We start from the raw sequence: 25088 nt of genomic DNA, 5'->3' as shown, positions 1-25088 counted from the left end.
CCCTCGCCGTGTTGGCGAGGGGAAAGGTGGGATGGGTCAGGTGCGAAGTATTTCGTTGATCGCGCTGGGTTTCGGGCGCAATGCACTGAACACCTGCCAGAGCACGAACACCAATGCCAGGCCGAGGAAGGTGCCGGCAATCGGATTGGTGAAGAACTCGGCGAAGCTTCCGTCCGACAGCATCAGGCCGCGTCGCAGGTTGGTTTCCGCCATTGGCCCGAGGATGAAGCCGATGATGAACGGCGCCGCTGGCATACCGGCCTTGACGAAGGCGTAACCGAGCAGGCCGAACAGCAGGATCGACCAGACGTCGAACAGGCGGCTGGACAGACCGAAGGCGCCGACCACGCACAGCACCAGAATGATCGGCAGCAGGATGTGCTTGGGCACGTCGAGCAGCTTGATGAACAGGCGCAGGCCGTAGAACTCCATGAACAGCATCATGCAGGTGGCGACGATCAGCGCGGCGAAGATGGTGTACACCAGCGGGCCCTGGCTGATGAACAGCAGCGGACCTGGCTGGATGCCGTGGATCAGAAAGCCGCCGAGCATGATCGCGGTAACGGTGTCGCCGGGAATGCCCAGGGTCATCAGCGGCATCATGGCGCCGCCGATACCGGCGTTGTTTGCCGTCTCGCTGGCGACCACGCCGCCGATGTTGCCCTTGCCGTAGGTGTGCCCGTCTTTCGCGCGTTTCTTGGCGATGATGTAGGACACCAGGTTCGAGGTGCCCGCACCGATGCCTGGCAGGATACCGATGCCCAGACCGATCAGGCCGGAGCGACCGGCGTTGGGCAGTTGCTCGCGGAATTCCTTGAGCGAGAAACCGAAGCCCTTGATGTTCTTCATGCTCACCGACTTGGCCTTGCCCTGTACGGCATGGCGGCCGGTTTCGGCGAGCTTGATGATCTCGGCTACGGCAAACATGCCGATCATTACCGTGAGCATCGAGAAGCCGCCATTGAGCTCACTGATGCCGAAGGTGAAGCGGCGCACTGCCTCGACCGGGGCTATGCCGACGGTGGATACCGCGATACCCAGCGCACCCGCGAACAGGCCCTTGACCATGGAGCCGGCCGACAGGGTGGCGATCAGGGTCAGGGAGAACACGGCGATGGCGAAGTATTCGTGCGGGCCGAAGCTCAGGGCGACCTTGGCCAGCTGCGGGGCGATGAACATCAGCGCGACGATGCTGAAGATGGTGCCCAGGAAGGAAAACACGATGCCGACGCCCAGCGCCTTGACGCCGTGCCCCTGTTCCATCAGCGGGCCGCCGTCGAACACCGTGGCGATCGATGAAGGTGTTCCCGGAATCTTCAGCAGGATCGCTGAGATCAGGCCTCCGGATGTGGCGCCAATGAACAATGCGACCAGCAGCGACAGACCCGCTTGCGGGCCCATGGTGAAGGTCAGCGGCAGGCATAGCGCCACGGCCATGGTTGCCGACAGGCCGGGCACGGCGCCGAAGACGATGCCCATGGCCACGCCGACGGCCATCAGCATCATGATGTTCAGTGAAAAGACGGCACCGAAGCCTTGCTGCAGTAATTCGAGCATGGTCGATCCTCAGATGTAGTTGTTCAGCAGGCCAGCGGGCAGCAACAGATCGAAGGCCTCGCGGAACAGCAGGAAGATGAGCGCAGAGCAGATGACGGCGACCAGCAGATAGGTCAGGTGCCTGGCTTTCTGGTTTACCGGGGTCAGCACGAGGAACTGCAGATACAGGTAAACCACGGTCATGATCGGGAAGCCCACAGGGCCGAGCAGGGCCATGTAGCCAAGGATCAGGCCGAGTGTCTTGATGACGGTCTTCGGCTCGACAATTTCAACAGTTGGCTCTTCGGCCTCTGCAGGAGCCGGACTGGCGGCGGGTTCGGCAGCAGCCTTGGGTTTGGCAAAGGCGCTGACCAGTTGCATCACGCCAAGCAGAGACAGGAATCCGGCCAGCAGTTTCGGCACCGTGGCCGCATCGACACCATCATGCCCGGGCAGCTGTTGTGCCAGTACCAGGTAGGTAAGGCTGGCGCCGAGCATGGCAATGCCGATGATCAGTTCTTTCTTGTTCAGGGTGTTCATCGTGTACCTCGGTGTTCTGAGGTGCAGCGCCGGCTCGAATCGGTCGTGCCGGCGCTGCGTTATGGCTTACTTGGCCTTGCGCAGTTCATCCTTGAACTGCATGAAGTCTTCGCGGGTCTTGGCCAGAATCTGCTTGGCGTCTTCGGTGGCGAAGAACGCGACCGGCTGCTTGAACTTCTTCAGGTCTTCAGCGTAGGCAGGCTGCTCGGTGATCTGCTGCATGATGTCGGACATCTTCTTCACGATCGCCGGGTCGGTGCCTTTCGGGAAGGCCACTACGTAGGGCTTGTCCATGGTGATGTCGAGGCCCTGCTCCTTGAGGGTCGGCACTTCACCCAGCATGGCGTTGCGTTCGGCGTTGGGTTGGCCCAGTGCGACCATCTGGCCGCCCTGCACGTAGTCCTGTACGGAACCGTAGGTGATAGCGCCCAGATCGAGGCGGCCGCCCAGCATGCCGACCACGCGATCGGATACGGTACCGCCGTCGACCATCTTCAGCTTGGCGCCGGTGAGTTTTTCCAGCATCAGACCCTGGATGTGGGAGAAGCTGCCCATCTCGGTGCCGTAGGTGATGCTGCCCGGGTTGGCCTTGGACTTGTCGACCAGGTCTTTCATGCTGGTCACGCCGGACTGCTTGGAGGCGACGAACACGGTGCTCTTGTCGACGCCGGCGATGCAGGAAACGTCGAAGGTCTCGTAGCTGTCTTCGGTCAGGCCGGCGACTTCGTTGACGATCAACTGGCCCGGGTGGGTGAAGAGGATGGTATTGCCATCCGGCGCTGCGCCTTTGACCTGTTCGGCCGCCAGGGTGCCGCCGCCGCCAGCGACGTTGGTCACTACCATGGTCTTGCCGGTGATCTCGTTGAAGTACTTGGCCATCATGCGGGCGTTGAAGTCGGTGTCGCCGCCTGGGTTGGCGATTACCACCACCTGGACAGGGCGGGTCGGCCATTTCACTTCATCGGCGAAGGTGGCGGAATGAGTGGCCAGGACACCCATGCCGACCAGGGCAGAAAGGAGGGAGGCGCGGAATGTTTTTTTCATTGGAATACTCCGGGTTGGGGTAAAAGCCGCGCGAGTCACTCGCGGCCGAGGCTGGGACGTTTCGGGTCGTATTGCCAACCCGGAACCAGGTACTGCATGGCCATGGCGTCGTCACGCGCGCCGCTGGCCACCTTTTTGTAAAGTTCGTGAGCGGCCATGATCCGTTCCATGTCCGGCTCGATACCCAGGCCGGGCTTGTCCGATACCTGCACCTGGCCACCGATGATCTGCAGCGGTTCGCGGGTCAGACGTTCCTCGCCTTCCTGCCAGATCCAGTGGGTGTCGATGGCCGTGACGCGGCCAGGTACGGCCGCAGCGGCATGGGTGAACATGGCCAGGGAAATATCGAAGTGGTTGTTCGAATGCGAACCCCAGGTCAGGCCGAACTCTTCACAGACCTGACCGAGGCGCACGGCGCCTTGCATGGTCCAGAAGTGCGGGTCGGCCAGGGGAATGTCCACGGCCTCCAGGCGCAACGAGTGCCCCATCTGCCGCCAGTCGGTGGCGACCATGTTGGTGGCGGTGGGGATGCCGGTGGCGCGCTTGAACTCGGCCATGATCTCGCGACCCGAGTAGCCATTCTCTGGGCCGCACGGGTCTTCGGCATAGGTCAGCACGTGGCCTTGTCCTTGGCATAGGGCGATTGCTTCATCCAGCGACCAGGCGCCATTGGGGTCGAGGGTGACGCGGGCATCGGGGAAGCGCGCTTTGATCGCGTGGATCGCGTCCATTTCCTCGGCGCCACGCATCACGCCGCCCTTGAGCTTGAAGTCATTGAAGCCGTAGCGCGCATGCGCCGCTTCGGCCAGGCGGGCGATGGCGTCCGGCGTCAGCGCTGCCTGATGGCGCAGGTGATACCAGTCATCTGCCGAACCTTTACCGGCGAGGTAGGGCAGGTCGGTGCGCTGGCGTTCACCTATATAGAAGAGATAAGCGAGCATCGGCACGCTATCGCGTTGCTGGCCGCTGCCGAGCAGCTCGGCCACCGGCACGTCGAGATGCTGGCCGAGCAGATCGAGCAGGGCGGCTTCGACCGCGGTGATCACGTTATCCAGGCGCAGATTGATCTCGTGCGGTTGCTTGAGTACACGCGCTTCGGATTCGGACGTGACCTGATGCTGGGTGGTCTGCGGCCCTCTGGCCGGGCCGGCGATGGCCTGGCGCAGGCGATTGAGCACATTGTTGTAACGGCCTACCGATTGGCCGATCACCAGTTCGCGGCAGCGCTCCAGCGCCTGGCGGATGCCCTCGCCACCGGGAACCTCACCACAGCCGATGCGCCCGGCATTGTCCTTGAGCAGCACCAGGTTGCGGGTGAAGTAGGGGGCGTGGGCGCCGCACAGGTTGAGCAGCATGCTGTCATGGCCGGCGACCGGAATGACCTGCATCTCAACGATCTGGGGTGTGCTGCTGCGGGAGGCTTCGTACATCTTGGCTGGGGCTCCGAAACTGGTGCGGCCCTCGGCCGCAAAGGCAAAGGTACGGTTCAGTCGTGCACCGGGATCATCGTGCGATCCGCGCGGTAGCAAGTGAGAGCATGGGCAAAGACGGCAACGAGGCCTGCGCGGACTGCGCTGTTCAGGCGGCTGCTGACATCGGTGCGATGGTCGGCACGATGGCAGGGTGGGGCGGCAGTGAAGGTCTGTGACATGACCAGGGCCTCGTTTGTTTTTATTGGAATGTCATAGGTTGTCGTATGACTTGGTGAAATTAGTACCAGCCTGTTCCTGGCCTGTCAACGCTGCTCATGGTTAATGATGATTGCGCTGCCATCTCTTCTGGCGCCATGATGGAGCCTGCTCTACGCTGAGCTTTCACGCTTACGCAGCGGTTTTGCGGGCAGGCTGGGCGAAGGCGATAAAAACTTCGACGAACGGGTAATACAAAAACTGGTGTTTTTTTTGTTGTTGTACGATAACGTATCTCTACAGCTGCGGCTGACGTCATTCCTCACAACTCGCTTTAACAGGGTGTTCGCATAATGAATCCACAAGAACTTAAGTCCATCCTCTCCTCCGGTCTGCTGTCTTTCCCGGTAACCGACTTCGATGCTGCCGGTGATTTCAATCAGGCTGGTTATGTGCGCCGTCTCGAGTGGCTGGCACCTTACGGTGCTTCCGCTCTGTTCGCAGCCGGCGGTACTGGCGAGTTCTTCTCCCTGGCGCCGGACGAATACAGCGCCGTGATCAAGACCGCCGTGGACACCTGCGAGAAGTCCGTGCCTATCCTGGCTGGCGTTGGTGGCCCGACCCGCGTTGCCATCCAGATGGCGCAGGAAGCCGAGCGCCTGGGCGCCAAGGGCCTGCTGCTGCTACCGCACTACCTGACCGAAGCCTCGCAGGACGGCGTCGCCGCTCACGTCGAGCAGGTGTGCAAGTCGGTGAAGATCGGCGTGGTGATCTACAACCGTAACGTCTGCCGTCTCAATGCCAACCTGCTGGAGCAACTGGCCGAGCGCTGCCCGAACCTGATCGGTTACAAGGACGGCCTGGGCGACATCGAGCTGATGGTGTCGATCCGCCGCCGCCTGGGCGAGCGTCTGACCTACCTCGGCGGCCTGCCGACCGCTGAAGTCTACGCTGCGGCCTACAAGGCGCTGGGTGTGCCGGTCTACTCCTCGGCCGTGTTCAACTTCATCCCGAAAACCGCCATGGACTTCTACCGCGCCATCGCCGCGGAAGATCACGCCACCGTTGGCAAGCTGATCGATGATTTCTTCCTGCCGTACCTGGACATCCGTAACCGCAAGGCCGGCTATGCCGTGAGCATTGTCAAGGCCGGTGCCAAGATCGTCGGTTACGACGCCGGTCCGGTACGCGCACCGCTGACCGATCTGCTGCCGGACGAGTACGAAGCCCTGGCCAAGCTGATCGAAGCCCAAGGCGCGCAGTAATACCGCAGAGGGCCGCTCGCTGCGGCGAGCGGCCTGGCCGCGCCCCGGAAGTCCGGGCGCGACGGCATTGAACCATTGTCGAACCCGCATAAGAACAACAGGGTAACGCTCATGACTTCACAGATTCCTGCCGCTGTCGGCACTCCGCTGATCACCGAGCTGCAAGTCGTACCGGTCGCCGGTCAAGACAGCATGCTGCTCAATCTGAGCGGTGCCCACGGCCCGTATTTCACCCGCAACATCCTCATTCTCAAGGACAGCGCCGGCCACGTCGGTGTCGGCGAAGTCCCCGGCGGCGAGGGCATTCGTAAGACCCTCGACGACGCCCGCTCGATCCTCGTCGGCCAACCGGTCGGCAACTACAACGCCTTGCTCAACCAGGTACGCCGCGCTTTCGCTGATCGTGATTCCGGCGGTCGCGGCCTGCAGACTTTCGATCTGCGCATCACCATTCACGCCGTCACCGCGCTGGAGTCCGCGTTGCTCGACCTGCTCGGCCAGCACCTCGGTGTGCCGGTGGCTGCACTGCTCGGCGAAGGCCAGCAGCGCGATGCCGTGGAAATGCTCGGTTATCTGTTCTTCGTCGGTGACAAGGACAAGACCGATCTCGGCTATCGCGATGAGCGCGATGCCGATGACACCTGGGAGCGCGTGCGCAACCAGACCGCATTGACGCCGGAAACCATCGTCCGCCAGGCCGAGGCCGCGCATGCGCGTTATGGCTTCAACGATTTCAAACTCAAGGGCGGTGTGCTGCATGGCGAAGCCGAAGTCGAGGCGATCCGCGCCCTGGCCGCGCGCTTCCCTGAGGCTCGTGTGACGCTGGACCCGAATGGCGGCTGGTCGCTGGATGAGGCCATTGCCCTGTGCCGCGACCTGCATGGCGTGCTGGCCTATGCCGAAGACCCGTGCGGCGCCGAGAACGGCTACTCCGGTCGGGAAGTGATGGCCGAGTTCCGCCGTGCCACCGGCCTGCCGACTGCGACCAACATGATCGCTACCGACTGGCGGCAGATGGGCCACACCATCTCCCTGCAATCGGTGGACATCCCGTTGGCCGACCCGCACTTCTGGACCATGGCCGGTTCCGTGCGCGTGGCGCAGATGTGCAACGACTGGGGCTTGACTTGGGGTTCGCACTCCAACAACCACTTCGACATCTCCCTGGCCATGTTCACCCACGTCGCCGCGGCGGCGCCGGGTCGAGTCACTGCCATCGATACCCACTGGATCTGGCAGGACGGCCAGTACCTGACGCGCAACCCGCTGCGCATCGAAGGTGGTCTGGTGCAGGTGCCGAAAACCCCAGGTCTCGGCGTCGAGCTGGATTGGGACGCGCTAGCCAAGGCGCACGAGCTGTACCAGACCAAGGGCCTGGGCGCGCGTGACGACGCCATTGCCATGCAGTACCTGATTCCGAACTGGACCTTCAATAACAAAAAGCCCTGCCTGGTTCGTTGAGTCAGGCCTGACACCGTTCCGTGATCCTACTGTCCCGTAGGGTGGGCTTCAGCCCACCATGGCTACAATCGGTGGGCTAAAGCCCACCCTACGGATTGATGACCTTAGCTGACGCGAAACGCCGGCCGGCTCACCCTACGGGCTTAGCCTTTCCTGTTGTCTCACGAGCCTTGCCGATGCCAGATGCCAAACCGGGTCGTGTGCGCTACAGCATCTTGTTGATGCTGTTTCTGGTCACCACCATCACCTTCGCCGATCGCTCCAGTCTGTCCGTTGCCGGTTCGGCGATGCAGGCCGGCCTGGGTATCGACGCGGTGACACTCGGCTACATCTTCTCGGCGTTCGGCTGGGCCTACGTGATCGGGCAGATTCCCGGTGGCTGGCTGTTCGACCGCTTCGGCACCAAGCCGGTGTACACCCTGGCGTTGTTCGTCTGGTCGGCGCTGACCCTGTTGCAGGGTTTCGTCGGCTGGCTGCCGGGCACCTGGACCGTGACCTCGATGTTTCTGCTGCGGCTGTTGGTGGGCTTTGCCAGTGCGCCGTGCTTTCCCGGTAATGCGCGCATCATCGCCTCGTGGTTTCCTACCGCCGAGCGGGCTACGGCCACGGCCATCTCCAGTTCGGCGCAATATGCCGCCACTGCACTGTTCGCACCCTTGATGGGCTGGGTGGTGCAGGCGATGGGATGGCAATCGGTGTTCATCGTGCTCGGTTGTCTGGGGCTGGCGCTGTCGCTGCTGTGGTTGAAGCAGCTGCATGGCCCACGCCAGCACCCGCGTATTGAGGCGGCCGAGCTGGCCCATCTGGAACAGGGCGGGGCGCTGATCGATCTGGAAGGGCAGCGTAGCGGTGATGGGGGTTCGCAGTGGCGCTACCTGGGCCTGCTGCTGTGCCAGCGCACGATGATCGGCATCTACCTCGGCCAGTACTGCAACAACGCCATTACCTATTTCTTTCTCACCTGGTTTCCGGTCTATCTGGTACAGGCGCGCGGCATGAGCATTCTTGGCGCCGGTTTCGCCGCCGCCTTGCCCGCCATCAGCGGTTGCGCCGGTGGCGTGCTTGGTGGGCTGCTGTCCGATGGCATGTTGCGTCGCGGTCACTCGCTGACCCTGGCGCGCAAGCTGCCGATGGTGTTCGGTCTGCTGCTGTCGAGCGCAGTGGTGCTGTGCATTTTCGTCGAGAGCGACACGGCCGTGATGGCGCTGATGGCCCTGGCCTTCTTCGGCAAGGGCCTCGGCTCGCTGGGCTGGACGCTGGTGGCCGACACTTCGCCTCGGCAGATCCTTGGCTTGTCCGGCGGGCTGTTCAACACCTTCGGTAACCTGGCAGCGATCACCACACCTATCGTTATCGGCTACCTGGTCAGCCGTACCGGATCATTCGATTGGGCATTGGCCTATGTTGGTCTCAATTCCCTGCTGGCGGTCGTGAGCTTCGGCTTGATCGTCGGCCGTATTCACAGGGTCGAGCTGGACGCTGCGTCTAGCTCGGCATCCTGAACGCACAACAGGAGCAAGCGTCATGCAGTTGATTCCCCATCAGGATTCGCCCCGTTACATCCGCCTGCACCCGAGCGACAACGTCGGCGTGGTGGTCAATGACCAGGGGGTTGCCGCTGGCGGCCAGTTCGACGATGGCCTGACGGCTATCGAAGGCATCCCGCAGAGCCACAAGGTGGCGCTGGTGGATATCGCCGAAGGCGGCGAGGTGGTGCGTTATGGCGAGGTCATCGGCTATGCGCTCAAACCCATCGCCGCCGGCAGCTGGGTCACCGAGCAGGTGCTGCGCATGCCCGAGCCGCCAGTACTGGACAACCTGCCCAAGGCGACCATCAAGGCCGCACCCGGCGAGCCGCTGGAGGGCTACACCTTCGAAGGCTTCCGCAACCCGGACGGCAGCGTGGGCACCCGTAACATCCTCGGCGTGACCACCACCGTGCAGTGCGTGGTCGGTGTGCTCGATCACGTGGTCGAGCGCGTGCGCAAGGAAATCCTGCCCAAGTACCCCAACGTCGACGACGTGGTCGCGCTGTCGCACAGCTACGGCTGCGGCGTGGCGATCAACGCGCCGGACGCGGTGGTGCCGATCCGCACCCTGTACAACATCAGCCGCAATCCCAACCTGGGTGGCCAGGCGCTGGTGATCAGCCTCGGCTGCGAGAAGCTGCAGGCCAACCAGTTGATGGATGGCGACCAGCTCACCAACGGCATGGAGGAGGAAGACTGGCTGTTCCGCCTGCAGGATTCCGGCACCGGCTTCACCGGCATGGTCGAGCAGATCATGGGCATGATCGAGGATCGCCTGAAGGTGCTCGATCTGCGTCGTCGCGAGACCGTGCCGGCTGCCGAGCTGGTGGTCGGTATGCAGTGCGGCGGCAGCGATGCCTTCTCCGGTATCACCGCCAACCCGGCGCTCGGCGTGGCCGCCGACCTGCTGGTGCGCGCCGGCGCCACGGTGATGTTCAGTGAGAACACCGAAGTGCGTGACGGCATCCACCTGCTGACGCCGCGCGCCGCTACTGTCGAGGTGGCCGATGCGCTGATTCGCGAGATGGACTGGTACGACCGCTACCTTGCACGCGGCATGGCCGACCGCAGTGCCAACACCACGCCGGGCAACAAGAAGGGCGGGCTGAACAACATCGTCGAGAAGGCCATGGGCTCCATTGCCAAGTCCGGCAACGGCACCATCGCCGGGGTGGTCGCCCCGGGCGAGCGCATTCGTGGCAAGGGCCTGTGGTTTTGCGCCACGCCGGCCAGCGACTTCATCTGCGGCACCCTGCAACTGGCGGCGGGCATGAACCTGCACATTTTCACCACCGGTCGCGGCACGCCCTATGGACTGTCCATGGTGCCAGTGATCAAGGTGGCCACGCGCACCCAACTGGCCGAACGCTGGCCGGATCTGATCGACGTCGACGCTGGGCAGATCGTCTCCGGGCGCATGACGCTGGAGCAAATGGGCTGGCATATCTTCCAGCTCTACCTGGACGTGGCCAGCGGTCGCAAGCAGACCTGCGCCGAGCACCTGCGCCTGCACAACGACCTGGTGCTGTTCAACCCGGCGCCGGTGACCTGAGATGCGCAGCCTGCCCGATGATCTGCTTGAGGCGTTGCGCGAGGCGGTCGGCGAGGCTGGCCTGATCACTGACGCCGAGCGTATGCAAAGCTATCTGAGCGACTGGCGAGGCGCCTACCGTGGCCGGGCGGCTGCCGTGCTGCGCCCGGCTTCGACCGAGGAAGTTGCCGCCGTGGTGCGTCTTTGCGCGCAGGCCGGCGTCGCCCTGGTGCCACAAGGGGGCAATACGGGCCTGTGCGGCGGCTCGATTCCGGACGACAGCGGAGCGCAGGTCGTTCTGTCGCTGACGCGCATGAAGCGCATCCGTGCAGTGGACGTGGGCAATGAAACCATCACCGTCGAAGCGGGGGTGATCCTGCAGCAGCTACAGGAGGCCGCCGCCGAAGTCGGCCGGCTGTTCCCGCTGTCGCTGGGCGCCGAGGGTAGCTGCACGGTCGGCGGCAACCTGGCGACCAATGCCGGCGGCACCGCGGTGCTGCGCTACGGCAACATGCGCGACCTGACCCTGGGTCTGGAAGTGGTGTTGCCCGATGGGCGCATCTGGGACGGCCTGCGCGGATTGCGCAAGGATAATACCGGCTACGATCTCAAGCACCTGTTCATCGGCAGCGAGGGCACCCTGGGCATCATCACCGCCGCCGTGCTCAAGCTGTTCCCAGCGGTGCGCAGCCTGACCACCGCCTGGGTCGCCTTGCCCAGCACGCAGGCGGCCGTCGAGCTGATCGGGCAGATGCGCGGGCTGTGCGGCGACCGCCTGACCGGCTTCGAGCTGATGTCGCGGCAGAGCGTCGAGTTCGTCCTGAGCCATGTCGCCGGTGTCAGCGATCCGTTTGCCGACACGCATCCCTGGTACGTGCTGATCGAGCTGAGTGACACCCAGCCCAACGCGCCCCTGAACGAACTGCTGGAGGAGGGCCTCGGCGCTGCCTTCGAGCAGGGCGTGGCGCTGGATGCCGTTGTCGCGGCCAGCGACGCCCAGGTGCGCGCCTTGTGGGCGCTGCGCGAAGGCATCTCGGAGGCGCAGAATCACGAGGGGCCAAGCCTCAAGCACGACATCAGCGTGCCGGTCAGCCGTATTCCCGACTTCATTGCGCGTACCGATCAGGCGTTGCAGCAGATGTTTCCCGGTGTGCGCATCGTGGCCTACGGGCACGTCGGCGACGGCAACCTGCATTACAACATCAGCAAGCCAGTCGGTGCCGAGGATGCCGCGTTCAAGGCGCAGGCCGAGGCGGTCATGCGGGTGATCTACGACCAGACCCTGCGTTATGCCGGTAGCATCAGCGCCGAACATGGCCTGGGCCAGTCCAAGCGCCTGGCTGCGCAGCACTACAAGGCGCCGCTGGAGCTGGAGTTGATGGCTCGGGTCAAGCAGGCGCTGGATCCGGCCGGACTGATGAATCCGGGCAAATTGCTGTAGCAGGTCGTTGAAAAACGTAGGCGAGGTAGCCAGTGCAAGGCAAGTACAGGCGAAAAACGGCCGGGGTCGCGACCGACTTTACGAGCTGTAAATGAGCATTTTGATCGGACTCGCGCACGAGCCTGTATTTAACGCAGCATTGGCAACGCAGGTAGTTTTTCAACAGCCTGGCAAATCGCACGATCCAAACAGGAGGTTCCATGAGCAAACCCAAGGTGCTGCAGATCGGCCCGCTGAGCGAGCGCTTCAACCGCGAGCTGGCCGAGCAATACGAGGTCAGCGCGCTGTGGCAACAGGCCGAGCCGCTGGCATTCCTGCGCGAACAGGGCGAGCAGTTCATCTACATGGTGTCCTCAGCACGCTTCGGCTGTACGGCTGACCAGCTCGCGCTGCTGCCGAATCTGCGCGCCATCTGCAGTTTCGGCGTGGGCTATGACCCCTATCCGCTGGATCTACTGCGTGATCGTGGCATCGTGCTCAGCACCACGCCGGACGTGCTCAACGACTGCGTGGCCGACCTAGCCATGGGCCTGATGATCGACAGCGCGCGGCGCCTGTCCGAGGCCGATCGCTTCGTGCGCAGCGGCGCCTGGAGCAGCACTACGGGCTTCCCGCTGGCGCGTCGGGTCAGCGGCAAGCGCCTGGGGATCGTCGGCCTTGGCCGCATCGGCGAGGCAGTCGCCTTGCGCGCCTCCGGTTTCTCCATGCCGGTGCGTTACCACAATCGCCGTGCGGTCGAGGGCAGCCCTTACCGGCACGAGCCGGATCTGCTGGCGCTGGCGCGTTGGGCAGACTTTCTGGTACTGACATGCCCGGGCGGCAAGGCCACCCATCACCTGATCAACGCCGAGGTGCTCGAAGCACTCGGCCCGGATGGCTTTCTGGTCAACGTCGCACGTGGCTCGGTGGTCGATGAGGCTGCACTGATCACGGCGTTGCAGCAGAAGGTGATCGGCGGTGCCGGGCTGGACGTTTTCGAGCGTGAGCCTCAGGTACCGGCGGCGCTGCGCGAACTGGACAACGTGGTGCTGTTGCCGCACGTCGGCAGCGCCAGTGTCGAGACGCGCCAGCAGATGGCTGATCTGGTGCTGGACAACCTGCGCGCCTTCATCGCCACCGGCAAGCTGCTGACGCCGCTCTGATCCCGCTCGCCACCGAATACGCCGGGCGGCGCTTGCCGCCAGGCCTATCGTTACATCGCCACAAGCGCTGTAATCGTTTCTACCTCACCCGTAGCATCCCCGGCGCACCACAAGTGCGCCGTTTTTTCTTACGCGCGCTGATGTCGGTGCCTCATGCCCTGTAAACTGTTGCGTTTTCCGCAGGCAAGGGGCCATCCACCGTGCAGTCGGTCATCTCCATCCAGCAACTGAACAAGATCTATGCGTCCGGGCATCCGGCGCTGCAAGGCATCGACCTGGACATTCGCCAGGGAGAGATTTTCGCCTTGCTCGGCCCCAACGGCGCGGGCAAGACCACCCTGATCAGCATTATCTGCGGCATCGTCAATCCGGGCGATGGCAAGGTGCTAGTCGGCGGCAAGGACATCGTCCGTGACTACCGCGCGGCCCGCTCTCAGATCGGCCTGGTGCCGCAGGAGCTGGTCAGCGACGTGTTCGAAACCGTCTGGGCGACTGTCAAGTTCAGCCGTGGCCTGTTCGGCAAGAAGCCCGACCCGGCATACCTGGAACAGCTGCTCAAGGACCTGTCGCTGTGGGACAAGCGCAACGCCAAGATCATGGAACTGTCCGGCGGCATGAAGCGCCGGGTGATGATCGCCAAGGCGCTCTCCCACGAGCCACAGATCCTGTTTCTTGACGAGCCCACCGCGGGCGTCGACGTCGAACTGCGCCGCGACATGTGGAACATGGTGCGGCGCCTGCGTGAGCGCGGCGTGACCATCATCCTGACCACCCACTACATCGAGGAGGCCGAGGAAATGGCCGACCGCATCGGGGTGATCAGCAAGGGCCGCATCATCCTGGTGGAAGACAAGCAGGTGCTGATGCACAAGCTGGGCAAGAAGCAGCTGACCCTGCACCTGCAGCAGCCGCTGTCCTGCGTGCCGGCCGAGCTGTCGCGCTATGGCCTGGAGCTGGCCGATCAGGGCCATGCTCTGGTGTTCACGTTCGATGCCCAGCACGAGAACACCGGCATCGCCGAACTGCTGCGCGACCTGGCTCAGCACGGCATCGACTTCAAGGATCTGCAGTCGAGCCAGAGCTCTCTGGAGGAAATCTTCGTGTCACTGGTCTCAGGCCGATGAGAAGCTACTGCGCTCGCCCAGGCTGCGTTGAAGTCAGGCTCGGCCTGCTCATGTACAACGCGTACACTCCGCGGCCTCGCCTGACTTCGCCTTGCCTGACCTTCGCTCGCTACGCCTCTCAGCGCCCTGAAATGGAGATTTGCGCATGAACCTGTATGCCATCAAGGCCATCTACCTGTTCGAGCTGGCGCGCACCTGGCGCACCCTGCTGCAGAGCATCGCCACACCGGTGATCAGCACCTCGCTGTATTTCGTGGTGTTCGGCTCGGCCATCGGTTCGAGCATGACCCAGGTGCAGGGCGTGAGCTACGGCGCTTTCATCATTCCCGGCCTGATCATGCTGGCGCTGCTGACCGAGAGCATTTCCAATGCCTCGTTCGGCATCTACATGCCCAAGTATTCCGGAAGCATCTACGAGCTGCTGTCGGCGCCGGTGTCCTATCTGGAAATTCTGATCGGTTATGTCGGCGCGGCGGCGACCAAGTCGGTGATCCTCGGCCTGATCATCCTGCTCACCGCCAGGCTGTTCGTCGATTTCGAGATTCAGCATCCGATCTGGATGGCGGCGTTCCTGGTTCTGACGGCGCTGACCTTCAGCCTGTTCGGCTTCATCATCGGCGTCTGGGCCGATGGCTGGGAGAAACTGCAGATCGTCCCGGCGCTGATCGTCACGCCGCTAACCTTCCTCGGCGGCGCCTTCTATTCGATCAGCATGCTGCCGCCGGCCTGGCAGACGGTGACCCTGTTCAACCCGGTGGTGTACCTGATCAGCGCCTTCCGCTGGAGCTTCTACGGCGTGTCCGACGTCAACGTCGGCGTCAGCCTGGCGATGGTGTTGGGCTTTCTGGCGCTGTGCATCTTGCTGGTGGGTTGGATCTTCAAGACCGGCTACCGGCTCAAGAGCTGAGGTCGGGCGAGAGCCGCGAAACGCGGAAACGAAAGGGGCGCATGAAGCGCCCCTTGTTCGTTTTCGGCCTGTAGAGCGGGTGCAACCCGCCAATGAATAGATGGTGGTACGGAACCGTGGGAGGCGCTTTAGCGGCGATTTGCTTCAAGTCGTCGCGGCTAAAGCCCCTCCCACAGAAGCTCTACCGTGTTCGGCTTGCTCACTTCACCCGCAGTTCACACTCGAAGGTTTCCGCTGGCGGCACGTTCGGCTCCCAGGGTTGCTGGTAGGTCAGCAGCAGGCGACCTTCGCCTGGCTCACTCGCGGTGAAGCGCCAGGTGGAGATGCCGCCAGCGCCTACCAGTCCAGCGTCTTCCGGGTTGCTGTAGACCTCGGGGCCGAGGCTTTGCAGCACGTTCGCCGCTCCATCGCGAACTTCCCAGCGAAAACCGGTGGTGGGGTTGCTGGGTAGGCTGAGAATCAGTTGCTGACCCTTGTTCAGCGTCAGCGGGCACTGCCGATCCTTCTTCAGTTCCAGCGTGCCGGATTGATGGGCGCAGGCCGTAAGCAGGGCCAGGGCGGGCAGGATAAGCAGGCGCAAGGTGGCGTGCATGACGAACTCCAGTCTATGAAACCTGGCCCAGCATAGCGGCATAGACCTGTCGGTGGCGACCGTGGAGATGCGCGGTTTGCTGTAGGAGCGAGCTCTGCTCGCGAATGTCTGTGAGCCTGAAAAGCTTCGCGAGCAGAGCTCGCTCCTACATATGCCTCTTTAGTCGAACAGCACCTTGGCTACATCGCCGTAGCGCTTGGCGAAGTGCACGGTAATGCCTTCCTTGAGGTAGTCCGGCAGTTCCTCGTAGCTGCCGCGATTAGCCTCCGGCAGGATCAGCTCGTGAATCTTCTGCCGCCGCGCCGCGATCACTTTTTCGCGCACGCCACCGATGGGCAGCACCTGGCCGGTGAGGGTCAACTCGCCGGTCATGGCTACGCCTTTCTTCGGCGCCTGGTTGCGCGCGAGCGACAGCAGGGCGCTGGCCATGGTGATGCCGGCACTGGGGCCATCCTTGGGCGTGGCGCCTTCCGGTACGTGCAGGTGGACGAAGGCCTGGTCGAAGAAGGTCGGGTCGCCGCCGAACTGCTTCAGATGCGAGCTGACGTAGCTGTAAGCGATCTCCGCCGACTCTTTCATCACTTCGCCGAGCTGGCCGGTGAGCTTGAAGCCGCGATTGAGCGTATGGATGCGCGTCGCTTCGATCGGCAGAGTCGCACCGCCCATGCTGGTCCAGGCCAGGCCGGTGATCACCCCAGTGCCGGCCAGCACTCGCTCGTTGCGGAATACCGGCATGCCGAGGGCTTCCTCGAGATCCTTGGCGCCAATGCGAATCTTCGCCTCGGGATCGTCCAGCAGCTTCACCACTGATTTACGCACCAGCTTACCCAACTGTTTCTCCAGTTGGCGCACGCCGGCTTCGCGGGCATAGCCTTCGATCACCGCGCGCAGCGCCGCATCGCTGATGGACAGGCGTGCCTTCGGTACGCCGGCTTTTTCCAACTGCTTGGGCCACAGGTGGCGTTTGGCGATGGCCAGTTTTTCCTCGGTGATGTAGCCGGAGAGGCGAATCACCTCCATGCGGTCGAGCAGCGGCCCGGGGATGGAATCGAGGGTGTTGGCGGTGCAGACGAACAGCACCTTGGACAGATCCAGGCGCAGATCCAGGTAATGGTCGAGGAACTCGACGTTCTGCTCCGGATCGAGGGTCTCCAGCAGCGCCGAGGCCGGGTCACCCTGGTAGCTGGTACCCATCTTGTCGATCTCGTCGAGCATGATCACCGGGTTCATCACCTCGGCTTCCTTCAGCGCCTGCACCAGCTTGCCGGGCATGGCGCCGATGTAGGTGCGGCGGTGGCCCTTGATCTCTGCCTCGTCACGCATGCCGCCCACCGAGAAGCGGTAGAACGGCCGGCCGAGGGATTCGGCGATGGACTTGCCGATGCTGGTCTTGCCCACGCCCGGCGGGCCGACCAGCAGCACGATAGAGCCGGCGATCTCACCCTTGAAGGCGCCGACGGCCAGGAACTCGGTGATGCGCTCTTTGATGTCGTCCATGCCGGCGTGATGCTTGTCCAGCACCTTGCGCGCGCGGCCCAGGTCGAGCTTGTCCTGGCCATGAATGCCCCAGGGCAGAGCGGTGGACCAGTCCAGATAATTGCGCGTGACGGCGTACTCAGGCGAGCCGGCTTCGAGGATCGACAGCTTGTTCAGCTCCTCGTCGATGCGTTTCTGCGCCTGCGCAGGCAGGGTCTTGCCTTCGAGGCGGGCGAGGAATTCTTCGCGATCCGCGCTCTTGTCGTCCTTGCTGAGACCCAGCTCCTGCTGGATCAGCTTGAGCTGCTCCTTGAGGAAGAACTCGCGCTGGCGTTCGCCGATCTGCTTGTTCACTTCGGCCGACAGTTCTTTCTGCAGACGACCGACCTCGACCTCCTTGCGCAGTAGCGGCAGCACCTTCTCCATGCGCTTGAGCATGGGCACGGTGTCCAGCACTTCCTGTAGTTCATGGCCGGAAGCAGTGGTCAGGGCGGCGGCGAAGTCGGTGAGCGGTGACGGCTCGTTGGGACTGAAACGATTGAGGTAATTCTTCAACTCTTCGCTGTACAGCGGGTTGAGCGGCAGCAGCTCCTTGATCGCGTTGATCAGCGCCATGCCGTAGGCCTTGACCTCGTCGCGCGGGTAGGCCGGCGGCTGCGGGTATTCGACTTCGGCCAGGTAGGGGCCGCGCCGGCTGAGCCAGCCACGAATGCGCACGCGGGTCAGGCCCTGGGCGACGAACTGCAGCTTGCCGCCTTCCTCGCTGACGTGGTGCACGCGCACCAGGGTACCGTGCTCGGGCAGGCTATCGAGATCGAACTCGCCGTGCTCGTCCGGTGGGTTGTCGACGTAGAACACCGCCAGGCATTTGTGTTCGGTGTTGTCCACGCGCTTGAGCGTGCGCCCCCAAGGGTGCTCGTTGACGATCACCGGCAATACCTGCGCGGGGAAGAACGGGCGGTTGTTGATGGGGATGATATAGAGCTTGTCCGGCAGCCTTTGTGCAGGCAGCACCAGGCCGGTGGTGGATTGCACGTTGTCGTCGACAGCTTCGGAGTGGATGTCCTGATCGTTCATGGAGCACCTTTGCTTGCACGTTGGTTGCTACATGGGGCGACTGCGGGATTTTTTCAACGTTTCAATCCAGGCTCAGACGAATGCCCAGCAGGCGCTGTTCGATCAGTGGGGTGAGCAGGGCGAAGCACTCACCGGGCGCCAGGCGAATCTGCGCGGGCTCGATCAGATCACTCTGCAGGCGCTCGATCAGTGCGAGCAGATGCGAGTCCTGCTCCTGATCGAGCATGCGCTTGCAGAGAAAGCGTAGTTGCATCTGCAGGCCGGGCGGGCAGCGCTCGTAATTGGCCGCGCGTACCGCCAGGCCGCGCAGCCTGGCAAGGTCCTCCAGCGCGCGGCAGGCCTCACCGAGCCCGCGAATTCTGGGGTGATGCTGACGGTAGAGGCGGTCTTCGAGTTGTTCGATCACCGTCAGCAGTGCCTCGATCAGTCGGCAGTGGGCAGCGAAGTCGGCGGGTTTGCGGCGCAACTGCGGCCAGTGTTGCTGCAAGGGCGGTAGTTGCATGGCGGCGCCGGGCCAGTCGAGCCAAAGCTGGTCCAACTGCTGCGCTTGCGCATTGCGCTGCGCAACGCTCGCGGCATCCAGCTGTGCGCCCAGTCCGCGATGTTGCTGCAAGGCCTGAAGCAGGTCGAGGCAGCGCTGCACGATCCTGGTGTCCGCCTGCTTGCTGGCCCTCACCTGGTGATTTTCCGCGCGGTGGGTGAGCCAGTAGCTAAGTGTGAGCAACGCGACCAGCAGGGTCAGAAAAATGAGGGCGGCATTACTCATTGAGGTTCGCTTGTCATGATCGTTAGAGAGGAGCGAAGCAACTCTCCTGCCATTTGCCCGAGGCTACATAATGCGGTTCAGCGGGGTTGATAGGGTGCACGGTAATGGAGCCAGCGGGTATTCGGAGATGCGATTTGGTGCGTAGGTTGCTATAGGTGCAACCATTTCGCTGATGGGTGGTTGCGGCGTTTTCTGTTGGAAAGGAGTAAAGTGCAACCCTTGTTTCGTGCCGCCAGTCTTTTGCGATGTTGCAAGCCCGTGTGATCCGCCTGGATGAACAGGCCCATGAACATGCCCATGACCATCATCAACTGGTGATGTCTCTGGTCGGCCGCGCCGAATTCGAAGTCGGCGGTCGTGGTGGAGAAGTCTGCCGGATGCGTGCCTGCCTGGTACCGGGCGATGCCGCTCACCAGTTCGCCGGCATGGGCGACAACCGTATGCTGATCCTCGATCTGGACGAGCAGGACACCCCCAGCGAAGACCTGGAATTGCTCCACCGCCTGTTCGAAACGCCTCGCTATCCCGCCCTCGATGTCGATTTCCAGCACCTGCTGACCTATGCCGGCGCGGAGCTGGAGCGCTATGGCAGCGACTCGATTCTGGCACGCTCGCTTGGCGGCGTGTTGCTCCGCGCTCTGCATCTGCGCCTGTTCGGCGAGCAGCGCAGGCAGCCGCAAGGGGCAATGGACCTGCAGCGCCTGGATGATTACATTGGCGAACACCTGGCGCGGCGCATCAGTGTCGCCGAGCTGGCACACGAAATGTGCCTAAGCCCCAGCCACTTCCATGCCCAGTTCAAGGACAGCGTCGGCCTCACGCCGCACCAGTATCTGCTCCAGACCCGCCTGGACCGCGCCGCGCGCATGCTGCGCGAGAGCAACCTGCCATTGGTGCGTATCGCCGAGGAGTGCGGTTTCTCCAGCCAGAGTGCGCTGACCACGGCCATGCGCCGCTATATGGGCCTTACTCCCAAACGCTTGCGCCGCGAATAAAGTCGCCGGTGGCCAATTGCCGCTGGCTGGTTGGCCGCCAGCCAGCTAGGCTACCTACCCAGTACGACAAACTCGGTTGCCAGGACGGCATGTAATCCTGTGAGCGTCCGGCCTCAGGCTCGGGCCAAGGTAAGCGTATGACTGTGTGCAATTCCCGCCTGTTCTCTCTTGCTCTGTTCGCTGCCCTCGCTATGATCAGCCCAGCGTATGCCTCGGCTTTTCAGGCCGAGCTGGTGGACGCTGCCGGTGAGCCGCTGGGTGATGCAGTAATCACGCTGCGTGGTCTGGCGGACTCGCCCCGTGCACCGCTGCCGGTGCAAATGGACCAACGCAATCAGCAGTTCCAACCTCATGTGCTGGCGGTGCGCACTGGCACATCCGTGTCTTTTCCCAACAGTGATGATATCCGTCACCAGGTCTATTCCTTTTCACCGGCCAAGCGTTTCGAGCTGCGCCTTTACCAGGGCACGCCGAGCGAGCCGGTGCTATTCGACAAGCCCGGACTGGTGGTGCTTGGCTGCAACATCCATGACTGGATGCTCGGTTACATCTACGTCACGGATGATCCCTGGTTCGCCGTCAGCGACGACGACGGCCGTGCTGTTATTGCGGACCTGCCGGCTGGGCGCTACGTCGTGACCCTGTGGCACCCTGGCAACCCGGATTTGCTGCCTCAGGTTGCTGGCGAGATACAGTTCGATGCTCGCGTGTCGAGTCAGCGTTTTGTCCTGGGTAGCCCCGGCCCTGCCGAGCAGCCCGCTCCGCCGGCACCGAGCGCGTTCGGTGAGGCGTTTAGGAAAGCTGCCGAAGATGCTGCGCAGTAGTTTTCAGGCGCGCATTGCTGGCGTCCTGATCCTGCTCCTGCTGGTGGTGGTCGGTGCCCTCTATATAGCAGTCAAGGCGGCTACCAATGTTGCGGTACGTGCTCAGGCACAGGAACAGCTGAACGTTGGCAGTCGGGTCTTCGAGCAACTGCTGGCATTGCGCAGCGATCAGCTGCAACAGGCCGCCCAGGTGCTGGCAGCCGATTTCGGTTTCAAGGATGCGGTAGCCAGCGGTGATGTGCCTACCATCCGCTCGGCGCTGGCCAATCAGGGCGCACGTATCAACGCTGGCGCGGTGTTCCTGCTGGGGCTCGATGGTAGCCTGCAGGTGAGCACGGACCCGGACATCGACACCGAGGCGGTGGCCGGGCTTGCCAGTCAATTACAGCAGCCCCGGCGCGACGGTCCACGCCTTTTCCTGTTACCCATTGACAGGCAGATCTACCTGCTGGTGGACGCTTCGGTCAGTGCACCATTGCCGATCGCCCGGTTGCTGATGGGGTTTGCCGTTGATCGTGCGTTTGCCCTGCAGTTGCGTGAGTTGACTCATCTGGAACTGAGTGTGGTGGCACGTCGCGAGGGCTTTGCACCGACCTGGGTCAGCACTCTGCCGACCAGTGCCCAAAGGCTGCTGAAGATGCACGTTGAGACAACAGGTGCGATGCCGCAGCACGTTGACGATGACATCGAGCACTACCTCAGCCAGCACCTGCAACTCGCCAGTGGCCCTGGCTATCGGATCGAAGCGCTGCTACACCGGTCCCTTGGTGAAGCCGAAGCGGCGTTCGCACCGCTTGATCGTCGCATCCTGTTGATCAGCTTGGGGGCCATGCTTGCCTCGCTGGTCGGTGCGCTGGTGCTGGCGCGTAGTGTTTCGCGGCCGGTGCGCGAGCTGGCCGATGCCGCCCAGCGTATTGGCCGTGGCGACTATCAGCAACCGGTGGCGCTGGTTCGTAGCGACGAACTGGGCGTGCTGGCTCTGGCCGTCAATGACATGCAGCGGGGCATTGCCGAGCGTGAGCGACAGCTGGCGCACAACGCCCTGCACGACGCCTTGACCGGTCTGCCCAATCGCACCCTGGCGCTGGAACGGCTGGGCAGCGCGATCACAGCCGGGCGACCGATCGCCCTGCTGTATCTGGGGGTGGGCAACTTCGCCGCGATAAACGAGAGCTGTGGCCAGAGCGGCGGCGACTTCGTCTTGCAGCAGTTGTCACGGCGCCTGCAAGCGACCCTGCGCCCTGGAGACAGCTTGGCGCGCCTGCTGGGCGACGAATTCCTCGTGCTGCTGGATCACTGCGACGGCAGCAGTGCCGTTGCCAGTGCCGACCGTGTGCAGCAACTGCTGCTCAAGCCATTACGCATCGGCACGCTGGATGTTGCCCTTGATTGCCGTATGGGGATTGCTGCCTACCCGGCCGATGGCGACACGCCAGACGATCTGCTGCGCCGTGCGCGTATCGCCATGCAGGATGCCGCCCAACAGCCTGGGCGCCTGCAGCTTTACCAGCAGGGTCGCGACGCCGCCCAGCAGCGGCAGATCAGGCTGATTCGCGACTTGCGTCATGCTGCTGAGCAGGGGCAACTGCTGCTGCATTACCAGCCCAAGCTGGATATTCGCGATGGCAGCGTGCGTCAGGCCGAAGCCCTGTTGCGCTGGCAGCACCCGCAGTTTGGCATGGTCTCGCCTGGTGAATTTATCCCATTGGCAGAGCGCACTGGCAGCATCCAGTTGCTCACCAGTTGGGTCATCGAGGAGGTCATGCGCCAACTGCATGAATGGGATGGACGCGGGGTCTGGGTACAGGTTTCGCTGAACATTTCCACCGAGGACCTACTCGACACTGCTCTGCCAGCGCGGGTTGACGCGCTACTTGCGCAATACCAGGTGGCACCGGAGCAACTGATCTTCGAGATAACGGAGAGCGGTGTGATGCTCGATCCCGAGCGTGCGCTGGAGGTGCTGCACGGCTTGCGCCGCTGCGGCATCGGCTTGTCCGTGGATGATTTTGGAACCGGCTATTCCTCACTGGCGCAGCTCAAGCGCATGCCGGTGCAGGAGCTGAAGATCGACCAGAGTTTCGTGCGCGAGCTGGACGATAACAGTGAAGACTCGGTGATAGTGCGCTCGACCATCGAAATGAGCCACAGTCTGGGCCTGAAGGTGGTGGCCGAAGGCGTCGAACTGGCGCCCAGCCTGAGCTTGTTGCAGCGCTGGCACTGCGATACCGCGCAGGGCTACCTGATCAGCCGCCCACTGGCCGCAGAGGCCTTCGAGGCCTGGTTGGCGCAACCCTATCGTTTCCCCAAGGCCGAGGTGCACTGACGTATGCGGTTCGTTTATCTGCTGGGACTGTTTTTCTGTAGCGAGTTGCTGGCTGGCGAAGGCCGCCTGCTGGCTACTGGCGGTGCGACCAGCCTGGAGGGCGCTGCCGGGGGCGGCATCATGCCCTGGGCGGTGCTGGCAGGATATGGCGAGCGCGGCGAATGGGGGGCGGACGTGTTCGCCACCCGCGTCGAGACCGGCGACTACCGCCTCGACGTGGCCGGCGTGGCGGCGGCCTACGGTAACCGGATTGAGCTGTCCTACGCGCGCCAGCGCTTCGACCTCGGTACCCTGGCGCGCGACCTGAATCTGCCAGACAACAGCCTCAGTATGGACACGCTCGGTCTTAAAGTGCGCTTGGCTGGTGATCTGATCTACGATCGGTTGCCGCAGATTTCCCTCGGCCTGCAGCACAAGCGCCAGCGTGATTTTCTGGTACCCAGCCTGGTTGGCGCGCAGCGCCGCGAGGACAGCGAGGGCTACTTGGCGGCCAGCCGGCTGATACTCGGCGGCGCTTTCGGCTACAACCTGCTGCTCAATGCCAACCTACGATATAGCCGGGCCAATGAGTTGGGTCTGTTGGGCTTCGGCGGCGACCGCCGCGATCGTCATTCCTGGCTCAAGGAGGGCTCGGTTGCAGTGCTGCTGGATCGACACTGGGCGGTGGGCATCGAGTACCGGGAGAAGCCCGATAACCTGAGCTTCGCTGGTGAAAGTGATTGGGCCGATCTGTTCGTGGGTTACTTTCCGAACAAGAATCTGGCGCTGGTGCTGGCCTATGCGCGGCTCGGCGAGATCGCCACGCTGGATAACCAAGACGGCGTCTATCTGTCTGTGCAGGGGAGTTTCTGAGCATGCGCCTGGGGTTGTTCTGCTTGTCTCTGTTACTGGTTGCCTGCGCCCAGCAGCCCCCACGTGATGATGGCCTGTACCGCGCCTTGGGTGAGGAGCCTGGTATCGTGCGGATCGTCGAAGGCATGCTGCTGGGATCTGCGCGTGACCCTCGCATTGCCCGGCACTTTCTCAACATCGACATCGAGCGTTTGCGGGCGAAGCTGATCGAACAGCTGTGCTTCGAGAGTGGCGGCCCCTGCGTCTACACCGGCGACAGCATGGAGGAGAGTCACAAGGGGTTGCGGCTGACCCCGAGCGACTTCAATGCCCTGGTCGAGCACCTGCAGGACGCGATGGACGCCGAGGGCGTGCCGACGCCGGCGCAGAACCGGCTGCTAGCACGGCTGGCGCCGATGCGCGGGCAGGTGATCGACCGCTAGCGAGCAACGCTGGCGGGCTCAGGCGTAGTTCTGCGGGCTCAGCTTGCGCTCGATCAGCTCGATGAGGATGTGCAGGGTCTTGATGTGCAGTTCCTGTACGCGGTCTGCGAAGTCGCCGCCCGGGGCACAGATGCACACGTCGGCCAGGCTTTCCAGCAGTGAGCCGGGCTTGCCGGTCAGGGCGATCACCTTCACGCCCAGCGTCTTGGCCGCTTCGGCGGCCTTGACCACGTTGGGGCTCTTGCCGCTGGTGCTGATGGCGATCAACACGTCTCCTGCGCGGCCATGGGACTCGATGTAGCGCGAGAAGATGAAGTCATAGCCAAAGTCATTGGCGACGCAGCTGATGTGGCTGGGGTCGCTGATCGACACGGCGGCGATGCCGGGACGGTTCTTGCGGTAGCGTCCGGTCAGCTCTTCGGCGAAGTGCATGGCATCACACATCGAGCCGCCGTTGCCGCAGGAAAAGGCCTTGCCCTTGTGCTCGAAGCTCTCGACCAGCAGTTCGGCGGCCTTCTGGATGTTGCCCAAGGTCTGCTCGTTGGCGAGGAAGGCCTCCAGCGCGCGCTGGGCTTCCTGCAGGCTGTTGCGGATATGTTCGATCATCGCG

At 63.1% G+C, this 25088-nt stretch carries 21 protein-coding genes; 13 read left to right on the top strand and 8 right to left on the bottom strand.

What is annotated here, in order from left to right:
- Positions 1–36 precede the first annotated feature (36 nt).
- The 4 genes from RTH74_RS02680 to RTH74_RS02665 form a co-directional block, all read right to left on the bottom strand.
- Positions 37–1557 (bottom strand): tripartite tricarboxylate transporter permease, encoded by a 1521-nt coding sequence (locus tag RTH74_RS02680; RefSeq protein WP_316913656.1) that lies wholly within the window; start codon positions 1555–1557, stop codon positions 37–39.
- A 9-nt stretch (positions 1558–1566) separates the two neighbouring features.
- Complete coding sequence (locus RTH74_RS02675; protein ID WP_316913655.1) at positions 1567–2076, bottom strand: tripartite tricarboxylate transporter TctB family protein; 510 nt, start codon at positions 2074–2076, stop codon at positions 1567–1569.
- Positions 2077–2142: 66 nt separating this feature from the next.
- Positions 2143–3120 (bottom strand): tripartite tricarboxylate transporter substrate binding protein, encoded by a 978-nt coding sequence (locus RTH74_RS02670; protein WP_316913654.1) that lies wholly within the window; start codon positions 3118–3120, stop codon positions 2143–2145.
- A gap of 35 nt (positions 3121–3155) precedes the next feature.
- The gene (locus RTH74_RS02665; protein ID WP_316913653.1) at positions 3156–4550 is read right to left on the bottom strand and encodes an enolase C-terminal domain-like protein; all 1395 of its coding nucleotides are present in this window, start codon (positions 4548–4550) and stop codon (positions 3156–3158) included.
- A gap of 551 nt (positions 4551–5101) precedes the next feature.
- Between RTH74_RS02665 and kdgD the strand changes: the two genes are divergently transcribed.
- The 8 genes from kdgD (at position 5102) to RTH74_RS02625 (ending at position 15148) form a co-directional block, all read left to right on the top strand.
- Positions 5102–6013, top strand: a complete 912-nt coding sequence (gene kdgD / locus RTH74_RS02660) for a 5-dehydro-4-deoxyglucarate dehydratase (protein WP_099522248.1) — start codon at positions 5102–5104, stop codon at positions 6011–6013.
- A gap of 111 nt (positions 6014–6124) precedes the next feature.
- Positions 6125–7474 carry a glucarate dehydratase gene (gene gudD, locus RTH74_RS02655; protein WP_099522247.1) on the top strand — a complete coding sequence of 450 codons (1350 nt, stop codon included), beginning with the start codon at positions 6125–6127 and terminating at the stop codon, positions 7472–7474.
- Between the two features lie 176 nt (positions 7475–7650).
- Positions 7651–8976 carry an MFS transporter gene (locus RTH74_RS02650; protein ID WP_316913652.1) on the top strand — a complete coding sequence of 442 codons (1326 nt, stop codon included), beginning with the start codon at positions 7651–7653 and terminating at the stop codon, positions 8974–8976.
- A gap of 22 nt (positions 8977–8998) precedes the next feature.
- Positions 8999–10555 (top strand): galactarate dehydratase, encoded by a 1557-nt coding sequence (gene garD, locus RTH74_RS02645; protein ID WP_316913651.1) that lies wholly within the window; start codon positions 8999–9001, stop codon positions 10553–10555.
- A gap of 1 nt (position 10556) precedes the next feature.
- The gene (locus RTH74_RS02640) at positions 10557–11975 is read left to right on the top strand and encodes an FAD-binding oxidoreductase (protein WP_316913650.1); all 1419 of its coding nucleotides are present in this window, start codon (positions 10557–10559) and stop codon (positions 11973–11975) included.
- Positions 11976–12175: 200 nt separating this feature from the next.
- Positions 12176–13117 carry a 2-hydroxyacid dehydrogenase gene (locus RTH74_RS02635; RefSeq protein ID WP_316913649.1) on the top strand — a complete coding sequence of 314 codons (942 nt, stop codon included), beginning with the start codon at positions 12176–12178 and terminating at the stop codon, positions 13115–13117.
- Positions 13118–13317: 200 nt separating this feature from the next.
- Positions 13318–14241, top strand: a complete 924-nt coding sequence (locus RTH74_RS02630; RefSeq protein ID WP_316913648.1) for an ABC transporter ATP-binding protein — start codon at positions 13318–13320, stop codon at positions 14239–14241.
- 145 nt (positions 14242–14386) lie between these two features.
- Entirely contained in the window at positions 14387–15148 is a 762-nt protein-coding gene (locus tag RTH74_RS02625; protein ID WP_017678012.1) for an ABC transporter permease, read from the top strand.
- Between the two features lie 199 nt (positions 15149–15347).
- Here the strand turns inward: RTH74_RS02625 and RTH74_RS02620 are convergent, their stop codons facing one another.
- From RTH74_RS02620 to RTH74_RS02610, 3 genes are all read right to left on the bottom strand, one after another.
- Positions 15348–15740: a protease inhibitor I42 family protein gene (locus RTH74_RS02620; RefSeq protein WP_316913647.1), complete on the bottom strand. Its 393-nt coding sequence runs from the start codon at positions 15738–15740 to the stop codon at positions 15348–15350.
- Between the two features lie 159 nt (positions 15741–15899).
- Entirely contained in the window at positions 15900–18293 is a 2394-nt protein-coding gene (gene lon, locus RTH74_RS02615) for an endopeptidase La (RefSeq protein WP_316913646.1), read from the bottom strand.
- Between the two features lie 61 nt (positions 18294–18354).
- Positions 18355–19059 (bottom strand): hypothetical protein, encoded by a 705-nt coding sequence (locus tag RTH74_RS02610; RefSeq protein ID WP_316913645.1) that lies wholly within the window; start codon positions 19057–19059, stop codon positions 18355–18357.
- Between the two features lie 245 nt (positions 19060–19304).
- On the opposite strand from RTH74_RS02610, the gene RTH74_RS02605 reads away from it, so the two are divergent.
- The 5 genes from RTH74_RS02605 (at position 19305) to RTH74_RS02585 (ending at position 24478) form a co-directional block, all read left to right on the top strand.
- Positions 19305–20054 (top strand): AraC family transcriptional regulator, encoded by a 750-nt coding sequence (locus RTH74_RS02605; RefSeq protein ID WP_296230647.1) that lies wholly within the window; start codon positions 19305–19307, stop codon positions 20052–20054.
- Positions 20055–20191: 137 nt separating this feature from the next.
- Positions 20192–20878, top strand: a complete 687-nt coding sequence (locus tag RTH74_RS02600) for a methylamine utilization protein (protein ID WP_316913644.1) — start codon at positions 20192–20194, stop codon at positions 20876–20878.
- Positions 20865–23204 (top strand): EAL domain-containing protein, encoded by a 2340-nt coding sequence (locus RTH74_RS02595; RefSeq protein ID WP_316913643.1) that lies wholly within the window; start codon positions 20865–20867, stop codon positions 23202–23204. Before RTH74_RS02600 ends, RTH74_RS02595 begins: the two co-directional genes overlap by 14 nt.
- Before the next feature lie 3 nt (positions 23205–23207).
- Positions 23208–24056 (top strand): DUF3034 family protein, encoded by an 849-nt coding sequence (locus RTH74_RS02590; protein WP_296230642.1) that lies wholly within the window; start codon positions 23208–23210, stop codon positions 24054–24056.
- 2 nt (positions 24057–24058) lie between these two features.
- A complete protein-coding gene (locus tag RTH74_RS02585; RefSeq protein ID WP_316913642.1) occupies positions 24059–24478 on the top strand; it encodes a group 1 truncated hemoglobin in 420 nt (139 codons plus the stop codon).
- Positions 24479–24496: 18 nt separating this feature from the next.
- Here the strand turns inward: RTH74_RS02585 and lpcA are convergent, their stop codons facing one another.
- On the bottom strand, positions 24497–25084 hold the full coding sequence (gene lpcA / locus RTH74_RS02580; RefSeq protein WP_316913641.1) for a D-sedoheptulose 7-phosphate isomerase: 588 nt from the start codon (positions 25082–25084) through the stop codon (positions 24497–24499).
- Between the last annotated feature and the right edge of the window lie 4 nt (positions 25085–25088).

The sequence above is a fragment of the Pseudomonas sp. zfem001 genome (genome assembly GCF_032621725.1).
In the GTDB taxonomy this organism is placed as follows: Bacteria; Pseudomonadota; Gammaproteobacteria; order Pseudomonadales; family Pseudomonadaceae; genus Aquipseudomonas; species Aquipseudomonas sediminis.
This window is presented reverse-complemented; position numbering and strand designations above follow the sequence as displayed.